Genomic DNA, 13712 nt, shown 5'->3' with positions numbered 1-13712 from the left:
AAGCGCCTTGTCGCTGGAATTGCCCGCCTGGGCGCGCGCCGCGACGAAAACCGCGATTTGCGCGACGAAGACGGAGGGGCCCCTAGAAGTCGCTCCAATAGGTGCGCGACAGCGGAAGGCTGAGGACGCGCCCGACCCGCGCGAGCGCCGCCTGCACCTCCGGGCGATCGCGCAGCGCCGCCAGCCGATCGTAGATCGGTCCGGTCTGGGCGCTGCCGCGGGCGAGCTGATAATCCTGCAGCGCGAGGATCATCGCCTGCGGATCATTGCCCTGAAGCTGGCTGACCAGCAGCGCAGCCGCATCGTCGTCGCGGCCGAGGCAGAGATAGGTGCGCATCAGCGCCGTCGGGTTGAGATCCGGCCGCGCCGCGAGCTGCTCCACCTGCGGCGCCGCCTCCGCCGGCCGTCCGAGCCCGGCGAGCGCACAGGCGATCGAGGAGGCGATCCAGGTCTGGCCGAAGGCGCTCGCCCGACGTTCCGAATCGCGATCGAGCCTTGAGGCCTGGTCGAGCGCATCGCCGTAGCGGCCGGCCTCCCACAGCATCAGCGAATAGTTGATCGCCGGGCCGAGCAGCGCCGCATTGTCGTCCAGCGAAAGGCCCGCCAGCCGTCGCATCAAGGCCAGCGCGTCGCCCTGCCGGCCCAGCGCGACCATCGCATAGGCCGCCTCGTTGATCAGCCACATGCCCTCCTCGCTCCCCGCGACGGTCGCGCGCACGTCGCGGATGAAGGGCTGGAGCAGCGCCAGCGCATCGGCATCGCGGCCGAGCCCACGCAGATAGCGCACGCGATCGAGGATACGGCGGGGATCGGCGGGCGCGGATGCGAGGGCGCCGGCGGTCTCGCGGTCCTGCAGCTCGAGCGCGCGCTGCAACATCGCCATCCGGTCGGTGCCGGGCGCGAGCAGATCGTCGTAGCGCTTGCCGACGATCAGCGACAGGGTCGCGGCCGGCGTCACGATCGAGGCGGCATAGTCCGCCGCCGCCGGGCGGTCGTCATTGGCGAGCCGGTCGTCCAGCAGGATCGTCCGCAGCGTATCGGTCATGTCGGCATCGCCGTCGCCCGGCCAGCCGATGCGGAACAGCGCCGCCGCGAGCCGCGCCCGGAGCGCCTCCTCATGGTCGGACTTCAACTGGCCCAGCAGGCCCGCCATCGCCCCGCGATCGATCATCCCGCGCAGCGTTCCCCAGCCGGTGCCGGAGACGTTCCGGCTCGCCGCCTCGATCGTGCGGACGATCAGCGCCTTGTCCTCCATCGCGGCCGCGGCGACCAGCGGCGCGCCGTAGAGCTGCGGGTCTCGCGGGCGGGAGTCGAGCAGCTGATCCGCCATCTCCCGCGCCTCGTCCCGGCGCTGCGCCCCGGTGAGGGCGAGCAGGCGCAGCGTCCGCACCGCCGCCACCGCGTCCGCGTCGGTCGGCAGGCTCGGCCCGGCGAGGTCGAGATCGCCCAGGATCGCGCGGGCATAATCGGCATCGCGCACCAGCCGCTGCGTATCGGCGGTCGCGATCGCGCGGCGGGCGGCATCGAGCGCGGCCGGGTCGGGCGCGGCCGGGGCCGCCGGAGCGGCGGCGCCGGGTGGCGGCGCGTCCACGGTGGGCACGGTCTGGTCCGGCGTCGGCGCCGGCGCCGCGGGCTGGTCCTGGCCCATCACAGGGCTTGCAAGCGCAAGCATCAGGCCTGCGATCGGGAGCGGAAGTCTCATCCCTGATTTTCCTAACGCCCACCACCGCGAGCGCAACCCGCCTCGCCCAATCGTCTTGCCCTCGGCGCCGGGCTGACGCATGTCTGGCACGATGAGCGCCGCCTTTCTCGCCGCCTTGCTGCTGTGCGCCGGCCAGCCGCCCGAGGCGGCATCGTCGGCTCCGCAGCTGACGCCCGACGTGCCGTGCCAGCCGCCCAGCGCGAACTGGCACCGCGCGATCACCGAAGACGATGCCGCCCGGCTTCGCCAGATCCGCAGCGCCTGGGTCGAGGCGCTGGCGCAGGCTCGCGGCGACCATGCGGCGGAGGTCGCGGCCGGCGGCGCGTTGCTCGATCCCGATTCGGCGCTGCTCGGACCGGCGCCCCCGCCGGGCGAATATGACTGCCGCACGATCAAGCTCGGCACGCAGGCGACCGGCGGCCTCACCTATGTCGATTATCCCCGGTTCCGCTGCCGGATCGCGGCGCGTTCGGGCGGCTCGCTGAGCTTCGTTCGGCTGAACGGGTCGCAGCGCCCGATCGGCCGGCTCTTTCCCGACACGACCCGGCGGATGGTCTTCCTCGGCACCGTCCAGCTGGGGGACGAGCAGCGCGCCTATCGCTATGGCGCCGATACCGACCGCGATGAGGTCGCCGTGCTGGAGAGAATCGGCGAGAGCCGGTGGCGGCTCGTCTTTCCGCGCCCGCACTTCGAATCACGGCTCGACATCATCGAGCTGGTCCCACGCGTGAATTAGCACCATCGAAGGGGGCCGAACGATGCGACACGCCTTTCTTGCCGCCATCCTATGGGGATCCGCCATGACGAGCCCGCTCGCCGCCCAGCCGCCCGCGAACGCAGGGCTTGCCGAGGCCATAAGGGGCGACATGCCCGATCTGATGGCGCTTTACCGCGATCTCCATCAGCATCCCGAATTGTCGATGCAGGAGACGCGTTCGGCCGGCCTGCTCGCCGCCGAGGCGCGGCGGCTCGGCTTCGCGGTCACCGAGCATGTCGGCGGGACGGGCGTCGTCGCGGTGATGGAGAACGGGCCGGGGCCGGTGGTGCTGCTGCGCGCCGACATGGACGCGCTTCCCGTCGCCGAACAGACCGGCCTTCCCTTCGCCAGCGCGGCGCGCGGCACGACGCGCGAAGGCCTCGCCACCGCGATCATGCACGCCTGCGGCCATGACACCCACATGGCGACCTGGGTCGGAACGGCGCGGCGGCTGGCGGCGATGAAATCGCAATGGTCGGGGACGCTCGTGATGATCGCGCAGCCGGGCGAGGAGACCAGCCAGGGCGCCGCCGCGATGATCGCCGACGGCCTCTTCACCCGCTTCCCGCGCCCCAATGTCGCGATCGCCTTCCACGACGCCGCGACGCTGCCGGCGGGAATCATCGGCTATGCGCCCGGGCCGGCGATGGCGAATGTCGACAGTGTCGATCTCACGGTCCGCGGCGTCGGCGGCCATGGCGCCGCGCCGAACACGACCCGCGACCCGATCGTCCTCGCCGCGCGGATCGTGACCTCGCTCCAGACGCTGGTCAGCCGCGAGCTGGACCCGCTCGATTCGGCGGTCGTCACCGTCGGTAGCTTCCAGGCCGGCACCAAGCACAACATCATCCCGGACGAGGCGCGGCTGCTCATCACCGTGCGCAGCTACACGCCGGAAATCCGGCGGCAGCTGCTCGACGGCATCGCCCGGATCGCCCGCGGGGAGGCGATCGCCGCCGGCCTTCCCGAGGATCGGATGCCCGAAATGACGGTGCGCGAGGCCGAGGCGACGCCGGCCACCGTCAACACCGACGCCATCACGCAGAGCACGACGGCCCTCTTCCGCTCGCATTTCGGCGAGGATCGCGTGCGCGCCACCCGACCGGTGATGGCCGGCGAGGATTTCGGCCGCTACCGGCTCGCGGTGCCGGGCATGGAAAGCCTGCTCTTCTGGGTCGGCGGGGTCCCGCAGGATCGGTGGGACGCCGTGCGCGGGGACCCGGCCCAATTGCCTTCGCTGCACAGCCCGTTCTGGGCGCCGGACGCCGAAAAGGTGATCTCCACGGCCACCGAGGCGATGACGGTGGCCGCGCTTGGCGCGCTCGGCCGCCGCTGAACGCGCGGAACCACCGGCCCGGCCCGCGCGCTGTAGGGCGCATGACCAGTCCGCAACGAGCGCCGGAATCCGCCACGTGAAACCCCACGAGCTTCGCCGAATGCGGATTCTCGCCGGCGTGATGTTGATGGTTGCGCTGGTCGGGATCGCCTTGGTCGGTCGCGGATCGGGGCCGAGGGTGGATCCGCCGGTCTCGCCGACGGTGCTCAACCATATCGCCCAGAAGAACGAGAATGCCGCCCGCGCCGCCGCGGCCGAAACCCGCGCCCGGGCCGGCCTGCCGCCGAGCCCCAGGCTCGCCGCCAACGCGCAATAGCCCGCTAGGCAGGGCGGACTGCGCGCTTTAGCGTCGGTGCCGGGAGGCGTAATGCTGACAGGGCTGGATACGGGATACGAGGGCAAGTTCGATTTCCCGCGCTGGCGCGGTCCGCCGACGACGCCCTGGATGCTTGCCACCGTGCCGCGGACCGGCAGCACCTGGCTGAGCCACGGGCTCTGGGCCACTGGCTGTCTCGGCGCGCCGCTCGAATATCTGAACTTCGAGGCGGGCGGCCCTTATACATTCGCCAATGGCGCGCCTTCGCTCCAGCAGGAGCTGTGGCGATCTCTCCTCGCGCGCCGGACCTCGCCCAACGGCGTGTTCGGGGTCAAATGCTTCCCGGCGCAGCTCGAGGCGCTGGTGGCGGCAAACCCGCCGCTGCTCGATGACGTGCTCGCATTGCTCCTGCCGCGCGGCGGGCCGAAGCGAATCGTCTATCTCGTCCGCCGGGACCGCGACGCCCACGCCGCCTCCTATGCCCGCGCAACTTTGTCCGGCGTGTGGCGCAAGGAGCAGGAAAGGGACGGCGCCGCCCCCGCTTATTCAGCCGATGCGGTGGACACCGCGATGCGCTGGATCGACGCGCAGGCCGCGGCCTGGGAGGCGATGTTCCGCGATCTCGCGGTGACCCCGCTCCGCCTCTGCTATGAGGATGCCCTCGCCGATCCGGAGGGCACGGTGGCCGAGGTGGCCCACTATCTCGGCATCGCCATCGATCCCGCCGCGGCGATCCCGGTCCCGTCGATCGAGAAGCAGACTCGCGATCCGGCATGGAGCCCGCGGACCGGGCGGGCCAGCGCCGGTTGATGGCAGGCATGTCCTGAGAAGGGAGGCGCCGGCGTGGCGGCTGCTGCCACGCCGGCGCGATGGACGAGCATTGGGGGAGAATCGTCCATCTGGAGACGGCCCGCGCTGGCGTTTCGCGAACCGCTCGCAACTGACTTGACACTATTGAGAATGAATTGCAATAGCGGGGCCCTATCAGGTACGGGCGCCAGCGGGTGCCCCGATACAGAACATAGGCAAGGGGCTTTCGTGGACGTTTCGAATCCGGCTTCCCGCGCGGCGATCGGCGCACCTCTCTTTCTCGCCCTCGGCGCCGTCGGCTTCCTCACCTCGCCGGCCTGCGCCGCCGAGGGCGACGTCGCGCAAAGCAATGTCGTCGACCAGCCGATTCTGGTCACCGGGACGCGCGAGGCGCAGCGACTGGAATCGCCGAAGCAGACCGCGGACCTGCTCGCCACGCCGCAGACGATCACCGTCCTCAACGCCGAGACGATCCGCCAGCAGAACCTGCTCAGCCTTCGCGATGCGCTGTCGACGCTGCCGGGCATCACCTTCGGCGCCGGTGAAGGCGGCGGCGGCTTCGGCGACAAGATCAACCTGCGCGGCTACACCGCCGACAATGACGTGACCGTCGACGGGGTGCGCGATTCGGCGCAGTACAGCCGCTCCGATCCGTTCAACCTGCAACAGATCGAGGTGTATAACGGCGCCAATTCCGTGTTCGGCGGCGGCGGCAGCGTCGGCGGCACGATCAACCTCGTTTCGAAAGTGCCGCAGCCGCGCAGCGAAACCCTCCTCACCGCCGGCGTCGGCACCGACGATTACTGGCGCGCGACGATCGACACGAACGTCCGGCTGAACGATCTGATCGCGGTGCGGCTCAACGCCATGGTTCACCGCAACGACATTCCGGGCCGCGACGTCGAGCGCAATCGCCGCTGGGGTTTCGCGCCGGCGATCACGATCGGCATCGATTCGCCGACCAGCCTGACCCTCGCTTACGTCCATCAGCGCGACAACAATATCCCGGTCTATGGCGTGCCTTATTATGCCTCGGTCGGCGGGCCGCTGCCCGGGATCGACGATTCGAGCTATTTCGGGATCGAGAATCTCGATCGCCAGCGGATCGCGCTCGACCGGCTGACCGCGACGTTCGACCATCGCTTCAGCGACCGGGTGACGATCCGCAACCTCACCCGCTGGCAGCGCGTGGCCCAGCCGACCCGCACGTCGGCGCCGCAAAGCGCGGTCAACGGAACCGGCTGGTGCCTCCCCGGCGGCGGCGACGCGCTCGGCAATCCGTGCGCCACGCCCGGCTTCTACACGCCGAGCGGCCCGCGCGGGCTGGAGCGCGACCAGCTGAACCAGCTCTTCTACAACCAGACCGATCTTCATCTTGAAGCCGGCACGGCGGGCGGCATCCACAACACGCTGGTGATCGGCGGATCGTTCACGCAGGAGGATTACCGGATCGAGATCGCGCAGCTCCTTCGCGATGCCGCCGGCAACGTGATCGCGCAGCCGCCGATCGCGATCGGCGATCCCACCGACACGACCTGGACCGGCCCGGTGAACCGCATTCTCACCGGCATCTCATACGGCCATTCGCGCGATGTCGCCGGCTATGTCTTCGACACGCTCGAGATCGGGCCGATGTTCGAGATCAACGGCGCGCTTCGCTACGAGAACGTCCGCAACGTCTTTCGCGCCGACACCTATTCGACGCCGGCGACCGGATCGGTCTATGCGCGCGGCGCCGACCAGCGCTCAAACGACAACCTCTTCTCCTGGCGCGCCGGCCTCGTCTTCCATCCGATCGCCAACGCCAGCCTCTATGTCGCGCTCGCCAATTCGCGCACGCCGAGTTCGAACAGCGTTCGGACCGGTTGCGACGCGAGCTGCGAGGTCGCCCCGGAGACGGCGCGCAGCTACGAGATCGGCGGCAAGATCGACCTGGTCCATCGCCGGCTCCAGCTGACCGCCGCCCTGTTCCGCAACGAGCGCACCAATTTCCGCATCGCCTCCAACGATCCGGTCCAGCCGACCATCCAGGTCCTCGACGGACGCGCGCGGGTCGACGGGATCGCGCTCGGCATCACCGGCAACATCACCCGCAACTGGTCGATCTTCGCCAATTATACCTATCTCGACAGCGAGGTCCTGCAGAGCGTTTCGGACCTGTGCCTGTCGCAGCCCGGAGTCACCAACGCGGCCGGGACCTGCGCCGGGGTCAACAGCCCGGCCTTGCCCGATCCCGCGCGCGGCGACCAGCTCGTCCAGACGCCGCGCCATTCGGGGAGCCTGTTCACCACCTATCGGCTGCCGTTCGGGCTCCAGGTCGGCTACGGCTTCACCTACCAGGGCAGCTTCGCGCTGAACCAGAGCCTGCTTGCCACCCCGGTCCAGTTCCGGTCGCATGATTACTGGGTGCATCGCCTGTTCTTCGCTTGGGAAATCCGGCACGGACTCAGCGCGCAGGTCAACATCCAGAATCTCTTCAACGCCCGCTATTTCACCGCCATCCGCAGCAATGTGAGCGCGACGGGAATCAGCGGCGGATGGGCGGCGCCGGGAGAATCGCGATCGGCGGTGTTCAGCCTCAACTACTCGTTCTGATGACATTGGCTCGCCATACGTGCAGGTTCGAGGCCATGCCGACGGCCGCGATCGAATCTGCACGATGATGCTCGCCATTCCCGACCTGCTCGACGCGGACGCGGTGGCGCGCGTGCGGGCCGTTGTCGACGCCGGCGACTGGGTGGACGGCAATGCGACCTCCGGTCATCAGTCCGCGCTTGCCAAGAAGAACATGCAGCTTCCCGAAGATTCGCCGGCGGCGCGCGAGGCGGGGCGGATCGTGCTGGATGCGCTGGGCCGATCGCCCTTGTTCATCGCGGCGGCGCTGCCGCTGAAAATCTTCCCGCCCCTCTTCAATCGCTATGCGGGCGGCGACCGGTTCGGGACCCATGTCGACAATGCCGTGCGGATCCACCGCGCCAGCGAGTTCCGGGTGCGATCCGACCTCTCGGCAACGCTCTTCCTCGAGGACCCGGCGGCCTATGACGGCGGCGAGCTGGTGGTCGAAGACATTTTGGGCGTCCACAAGGTCAAGCTGCCCGCCGGCCACCTGATCCTCTATCCCGCCTCCAGCCTCCATCGGGTCGAACCGGTGACGCGCGGCGCGCGGGTTGCCAGCTTCTTCTGGATCCAGTCGATGGTCCGCGACGATGCCGCGCGCACCATCCTCTTCGATCTCGACCGGTCGATCCAGGCAATCGCGGCGGAGCGCGGCCAGGATGATGCGGAGATCATCCGGCTGACCGGCGTCTATCACAATCTCCTGCGGCGCTGGGCGGACAGCTGAGACAGGTCGATACAAGTCTCTTGTTGCAATCCATTCTCATTAGCTTTTAGGTGCGCCCCGATTCGAGTGGGGAAAGACGTGCGACAATCGACGACATTGCGCCTTCGCGGCTGGTGGCTTCAGGTCCACAAGTGGATCGGGCTGATCCTTGCCATTCTCATCATCCCGCTTTGCGTCAGCGGCGCGGCCCTCGTCTGGGACGGGGCGCTGGACAAGGTCATCAACCCGGGCCGCTATGCGGTGACGGGCGCGCCAGGCCTGCCGCCGTCGGCCTATGAAGCGGCGGCGCGCGCCGCGATCGGCGCCGACGAGCGGCTGGTGTCGATCCGCTACCCCGGGGAAGAGGGCGGCCCGATCGTCGCGAGCGCCGCCAAGGCAGGCCCGCGGGATCGGCCGGGCGCCCGCCGCGGCGGTGGTGGTGACGGCGCCGCACCCGCCGGCCCGCCGCGGCGCACCAATGTGTGGATCGATCCCGGCAGCGGCCGCGTGCTCGACGTCGCGGACAGCAATTCCGGCCTGATCCGGGTGCTCCACCGAATCCACGGCAGCTTCATGGTGCCCGGCTGGGGCCGCACGATCGTCGGCGTCGTCGGTGTCGCGATGCTCCTCTCCTGCCTCACGGGGCTTTGGCTGTGGTGGCCGGTCGCGGGCAGCGTTCGGCGGGGCTTTCGCTGGCGGCGCCAGAATTCGACCAGCGCGAACCTGCATCACCTGATCGGCTTCTGGATCCTGCTGCCGCTCGCGATGCTGTCCTTCACCGGGGCGTGGATTTCATTCCCGCAATTCTTCGGCCGGTTCGAGGCCGCGGCGCCGCGCGGCGGCGATGGGCCGCCGGACCGGGCGCGCGCCGCCCGCGCGCGGCCCCTGGAATCGCCCCGCCTGACCGTCGATGCGGCGCTGGCGGCGGCGCACCCCGACGGGGCGCTCGCCACGATCGCCTGGCCGACCGACCAGAGCCCGAGGTGGAGGATCGCCTTCGCCCGCGACGATGCCCCGCCCGCCGAATATGGCGTCGACGATGCGACCGGCGAGGTCACGCCGCCGCGCCCGCCAAGGCCCGAGACCAATGCGCGGCTGATGCGCCGCTGGCACGACGGCACGGGCATGGGCCCGGTCTGGCAGACGCTGATCTTTCTCGGCGGGGTCATCCCGGCTGCGCTCGCGGTGACCGGGATCATCATGTGGCTGAGGAACCGCGGCTGGCGCGCGAAGCTGAAATCGCGGCGGCGGACGGCGAAGGTTCGGCCTGCGGTCCAGCCGGCGGAATGAGCGCGACGGCTATTCCGCCGCCAGCAGCCTTTCCGCCCCGCCAAGATCGACGCTGACCAGCCGGCTGACTCCCTTTTCGACCATCGTCACCCCGAACAGGCGGTGCATCCGGCTCATCGTCACCGCATTGTGGGTGACGATCAGGTAGCGCGTGTCGGTTTCGCCGGTCATCCGGTCCAGAAGGTCGCAGAAGCGCTCGATATTCGCATCGTCGAGCGGCGCATCGACCTCGTCGAGGACGCAGATCGGCGCCGGATTGGTCAGGAACAAGGCGAAGATCAGCGCGACCGCGGTGAGCGCCTGCTCACCGCCGGAGAGCAAGGTCAGGGTCGCGAGCCGCTTGCCCGGCGGCTGGGCGAGGATTTCCAGCCCCGCCTCCAGCGGATCATCGGATTCGACCAGCTCCAGATGCGCCTGACCGCCTTCGAACAGGGTGGTGAAAAGGCTCCGGAAATGGCGATCCACTTCCTCGAATGCGGCGAGGAGGCGGGCGCGGCCCTCGCGGTTGAGGCTGCCGATCGATCCGCGCAGGCGGTGGATCGCCTGGCCGAGCTCCTCGCGTTCGGCCTGGCTCGAAATCCGGCTGTCCTCGAGCTCGGTCAGCTCCGCTTCGGCGACCAGATTGACCGGGCCGATCCGTTCGCGATCCTGGACCAGTCGATCGAGCCGGCCGGATTCGACCGCGACCTCGGCCACGCCCGCCTCGTCGAACCCGAGCTTTTCGCCGAGCAGCGGCGGCGGACATTCGAACTTCTCGCCCGAAATCCGTGCCATCTCGATCCGGCGCGATTCCTGCGCCTCGGCACGGGCGGCGGCGCCGGCGCGCGCCTCGCGGCAGGCGGCGAGCGTCTCGCCGGCCTCCGCCAGCTTCGCCTCCGCGGCCCGCAGCAGCGCCTCGCTTTCGCGCTCCGCCTCCGCCGCGGCGCGGGCGGCGCCGGCGGCCTCGTCGGCCTCGGCGGCGAGCGTGGCGATCTTGAGGTCGAGCGATGCCGGCGCTTCGGCAAGCCGCGCCGCCTCGGCCTCCGCTTCGGCGGTGCGGCGGGCGAATTCGGAGTCGCGCCTTTCGGCCTCGGCCGCGCGAGCGCGCCAATCGGCCTGCTCCTTCGCCGCGGCTTCGGCGCGCTGCCGATCGGCGGCGACGTCGCGCGCATGGGTGGCCGCCTCGGCCCGGACCTCGGCCAGCGCGGCGGCGGCGGCTTCCGCCGCGGCGCGAAGCTCCGCGACGACTGCCTCGGTCGCGGCGGTGTCGGGAAGCGTCGCCCAATGCGCCTCCGCCTCGTCGCGCGCCGCGGTGGCGGCCCGGAGATCGGCCTCGGCCGCCTCGGCCCGCTCGGTGAGCCCGGTGCGGCGCAGTTCCAGCCGCTCGATCTCGTTGCGCGCATTGTCTTCCGCCCGGCCGGCCTCGCGGATCCGCGCCGAAGCCTCGGCTTCGGTCCGGCGGGCGGCATCGGCGGCGGCGCGCGCCTGCTCCATTGCCGTGCGCGCGTCCGCCGCGGCGGTCTCCGCGGCCTCGACCGCCCTGGTCGCACCGGGCAGCGCCTGTTCGATCGCGGACAGGCGGTTGACCCGGATCAGCCGTTCGGCCGCGGCGGCGCCGAGCCCGCTCGCCACATAGCCGTCCCAGCGGCGCAGCCGGCCGTCGATCGTCACGAGCCGCTGGCCGACGGCGAGCGGCTGGCCCTCGTCGGCCTCGGCCACCGCGATCTGGAGGAGGCGGCGACGAAGCGCAGCGGGCGCATCGACATGCTCCGCGAGCGCGGTCGCGCCGGCGGGAAGCGCGGGATCGTCGGCGCCAGGATCGGTGCCCGTCCAGCGTCGCGGCGAATCGCCGCTCAACGCGGCGTCCAGATCCTCGCCGAGCGCGGCGGCGAGCGCGCGCTCATAGCCGGGCGCGGCGCGGACATGGGCGATCGCCCGATCCGATCCGGCGCTGTCCTCGACCGCCCTCAGGAGGGCCTTCGCCTCCGATTCGAGCGCGGCGCGCGCGGCCCTGGCGGCGGCGGCCTCGCTCTCGGCGGCGTCGCGGGCGGCTGCGGCGGCCTGGCGCTGCGCCTCCGCGGCCGCGATCGCCGCGCCGGCTTCGGCGAGCTCAGCCTCGGCGGCCTCGCGGCCCGCCCGCGCCTCTTCGAGCGCGGCAAGCAATGGCTGCATTTCGCCGAGCGCGGCGACCTGCGCCCCGATCCGCTGCGCTTCCGCCTCGGCGCGGGCCAGCTTCTGCCGGGCGGCCTCGAGCGCGGCGCGCGCGACCCGGGCCTCGGCCTGCTCGGCGGCCTGCTGCGCCTGCGCCTTGCCGAGCGCGCTTTCGGCGGCGCGGGCCTTGTCCTCCTGCTCGACAGTGCGGATGTCGATCGTCGCCCGCCGCTGATCGGCGTCGGCGAGGCGCGCGGCGATCGCGGCGCGTTCCTCCTCCAGCCGCGCCAAAGCGGCGGCGGCATCGTCGCGAAGCGCCGCCTCGCGCGCATGATCGGTGACAAGCGTGCGGCGTCGCACCGCGAGTTCGTCGATGCGCCGGCGCACATTGTCCCGCTCGGCATTCAGGCCGGCAAGCTTGTGGCCGAGTTCGGAGGCCCGCTCGCGCGCCTGCTCGGCAGCCCGGCGATGATCAGCCAAGGCGGTCGCAGCCGCAGTCTGATGGGCGGCCGCGGCGCGCTGGGCCTCGGCGGCGGCATGCACGGCGGCATCGGCGCGCTCGGCCTCCAGCGTCGCGGCGGCGGCGGCTTCGGCGGCCTCGCGCCAGCGGGCGAAAACGAGCCGCCCCTCGGCAAGGCGGATATCGTCGGAAAGCTTGCGGTAGCGTTCCGCCGCCCGTGCCTGGCGCTTCAGCGCGGCGGCGCGCTGCTCCATGTCGCCGAGCACCTCGTCGAGACGCACCAGATTGGCCTCGGCCGCGCGCAGCTTCTGCTCGGCATCCTTGCGGCGGACGTGGAGCCCGGAAATCCCCGCCGCCTCCTCCAGCATCGCGCGCCGCTCGGTGGGCTTGGCAGCGATGACCGCGCTGATCCGGCCCTGGCTGACGAGCGCCGGCGAATGGGCGCCGGTGGCGGCATCCGCGAAGAGCAGGGCGACGTCCTTGGCCCGCACGTCGCGGCCGTTGACGCGATAGGCGGAACCGGCGCCGCGCTCGATCCGGCGGGTGACCTCGATCTCGCCGGCCGGAAGGGCGCCTTCCCCCTGCGCGTCGCCGGCGTCGCGCTCCACAAGCAGCGAGACCTCGGCGAAATCGCGGGCGGGACGGAGCGCGGTGCCGGCGAAGATCACATCGTCCATGCCGGCGCCGCGCATCGATTTGGGGCTCGATTCGCCCATCACCCAGCGGATCGCCTCGAGCACATTGGATTTGCCGCAGCCGTTCGGTCCGACGACGCCGGTCAGGCCCGGCTCGACCGACAGCTCGGCTGGCTCGACGAAGCTCTTGAAACCCGAAAGCTTGAGCCGCCTGACCTTCACCTGAGCCCTACCCCCGCGCCGAACCTAGGGTGCCGGAAGGTGCGGCTGGAGCGCCGCCCAGTCATAGACATTGTCCAGCTTGGTGCCGTTCAGGAAGAAGGTCGGCGTTCCCTGGACCTGCAGCTCGGTGCTCGCGACCCGCGACCAGTTCAGCAATCGGTCCAGCTGCCCCTGATCCGACAGGCAGGCGGAAATGCGCGCCGCGCTCATCCCGCGCTGCGCGAAGAAACGGTCGACCCCGGTCATCTGCGTCAGCCGGACGATGCGCTGCTGCGCGGTCAGCCCCTGGAGCTCCTGACGCTGCGCCTCCGTCATCGACCGAAGCGGCGCCTGCCAGGTCGCCTGCGTCGCATAGAGCCGGTCGATCGAAGGGAAGAAGCCTGCCGCGCCCTGGCAACGCAGCAGAAGGAAGATGCCGGGATCGGTCGGGAACAGGAGATAGGGGCGATATTCCCAGCTGAGCCGGCCCGATCGGACGAGCCGGCCCTGCACGGTCGGCACGCCTTCGGCGGCGAAGGCCGCGCAATGCGGGCAGGAGATCGAGCCATATTCGACCAGCTTCACCGGCGCATTGGGATTGCCCATGCGATAGCCGCCCTCCGGCGTCGCGACGACGACGCGGGTCCAGTCGCGCTGTGCAGCCGGCGCCGGTCGCCGATGCTGCGCCGACGCGGCGGCGGGCATCGCGAGCGCGGCGGCCAGAGAGAGGACGAGGAGGCGCAGCTTCATCGA

General features: G+C 70.9%; 10 protein-coding genes. 7 read left to right on the top strand and 3 right to left on the bottom strand.

Going from position 1 to position 13712, the window contains the following annotated elements; all coding sequences use genetic code 11:
- Positions 1-82: 82 nt before the first annotated feature.
- Positions 83-1702 (bottom strand): tetratricopeptide repeat protein, encoded by a 1620-nt coding sequence (locus FRZ32_RS08180; protein WP_147043044.1) that lies wholly within the window; start codon positions 1700-1702, stop codon positions 83-85.
- Between the two features lie 79 nt (positions 1703-1781).
- On the opposite strand from FRZ32_RS08180, the gene FRZ32_RS08175 reads away from it, so the two are divergent.
- The 7 genes from FRZ32_RS08175 to FRZ32_RS08145 all read left to right on the top strand — a co-directional run bounded on the left by FRZ32_RS08175 (position 1782) and on the right by FRZ32_RS08145 (position 9533).
- Positions 1782-2438 (top strand): DUF4893 domain-containing protein, encoded by a 657-nt coding sequence (locus FRZ32_RS08175; RefSeq protein WP_147043043.1) that lies wholly within the window; start codon positions 1782-1784, stop codon positions 2436-2438.
- Positions 2439-2502: 64 nt separating this feature from the next.
- Positions 2503-3795, top strand: coding sequence for an amidohydrolase (locus tag FRZ32_RS08170; RefSeq protein ID WP_243445232.1), 1293 nt, complete (start codon positions 2503-2505; stop codon positions 3793-3795).
- A gap of 100 nt (positions 3796-3895) precedes the next feature.
- A complete protein-coding gene (locus tag FRZ32_RS08165; RefSeq protein WP_147043041.1) occupies positions 3896-4111 on the top strand; it encodes a hypothetical protein in 216 nt (71 codons plus the stop codon).
- Positions 4112-4162: 51 nt separating this feature from the next.
- Positions 4163-4921, top strand: a complete 759-nt coding sequence (locus FRZ32_RS08160) for a Stf0 family sulfotransferase (protein ID WP_147043040.1) — start codon at positions 4163-4165, stop codon at positions 4919-4921.
- Between the two features lie 228 nt (positions 4922-5149).
- A complete protein-coding gene (locus tag FRZ32_RS08155) occupies positions 5150-7516 on the top strand; it encodes a TonB-dependent receptor (RefSeq protein WP_243445231.1) in 2367 nt (788 codons plus the stop codon).
- 64 nt (positions 7517-7580) lie between these two features.
- Positions 7581-8264 carry a Fe2+-dependent dioxygenase gene (locus FRZ32_RS08150; RefSeq protein WP_147044388.1) on the top strand — a complete coding sequence of 228 codons (684 nt, stop codon included), beginning with the start codon at positions 7581-7583 and terminating at the stop codon, positions 8262-8264.
- Positions 8265-8342: 78 nt separating this feature from the next.
- Positions 8343-9533, top strand: a complete 1191-nt coding sequence (locus tag FRZ32_RS08145) for a PepSY-associated TM helix domain-containing protein (RefSeq protein WP_147043039.1) — start codon at positions 8343-8345, stop codon at positions 9531-9533.
- A 9-nt stretch (positions 9534-9542) separates the two neighbouring features.
- On the opposite strand, the gene FRZ32_RS08140 is transcribed toward FRZ32_RS08145, so the two are convergent.
- Together FRZ32_RS08140 and FRZ32_RS08135 are read right to left on the bottom strand one after the other, a co-directional pair.
- A complete protein-coding gene (locus tag FRZ32_RS08140) occupies positions 9543-12980 on the bottom strand; it encodes a chromosome segregation SMC family protein (RefSeq protein WP_147043038.1) in 3438 nt (1145 codons plus the stop codon).
- A 24-nt stretch (positions 12981-13004) separates the two neighbouring features.
- Entirely contained in the window at positions 13005-13709 is a 705-nt protein-coding gene (locus FRZ32_RS08135) for a thioredoxin domain-containing protein (protein WP_147043037.1), read from the bottom strand.
- Between the last annotated feature and the right edge of the window lie 3 nt (positions 13710-13712).

Origin of the sequence: Sphingosinicella ginsenosidimutans (assembly GCF_007995055.1) — a bacterium.
Classification (GTDB): Bacteria; Pseudomonadota; Alphaproteobacteria; order Sphingomonadales; family Sphingomonadaceae; genus Allosphingosinicella; species Allosphingosinicella ginsenosidimutans.
This window is presented reverse-complemented; position numbering and strand designations above follow the sequence as displayed.

What these genes read in the sequence shown, in the direction of transcription:
- FRZ32_RS08180 (WP_147043044.1), bottom strand. Translation starts at nt 1,702, where the DNA reads ATGAGACTTCCGCTCCCGATCGCAGGCCTGATGCTTGCGCTTGCAAGC.
- FRZ32_RS08175 (WP_147043043.1), top strand. Translation starts at nt 1,782, where the DNA reads ATGTCTGGCACGATGAGCGCCGCCTTTCTCGCCGCCTTGCTGCTGTGC.
- FRZ32_RS08170 (WP_243445232.1), top strand. Translation starts at nt 2,503, where the DNA reads ATGACGAGCCCGCTCGCCGCCCAGCCGCCCGCGAACGCAGGGCTTGCC.
- FRZ32_RS08165 (WP_147043041.1), top strand. Translation starts at nt 3,896, where the DNA reads ATGCGGATTCTCGCCGGCGTGATGTTGATGGTTGCGCTGGTCGGGATC.
- FRZ32_RS08160 (WP_147043040.1), top strand. Translation starts at nt 4,163, where the DNA reads ATGCTGACAGGGCTGGATACGGGATACGAGGGCAAGTTCGATTTCCCG.
- FRZ32_RS08150 (WP_147044388.1), top strand. Translation starts at nt 7,581, where the DNA reads ATGATGCTCGCCATTCCCGACCTGCTCGACGCGGACGCGGTGGCGCGC.
- FRZ32_RS08135 (WP_147043037.1), bottom strand. Translation starts at nt 13,709, where the DNA reads ATGAAGCTGCGCCTCCTCGTCCTCTCTCTGGCCGCCGCGCTCGCGATG.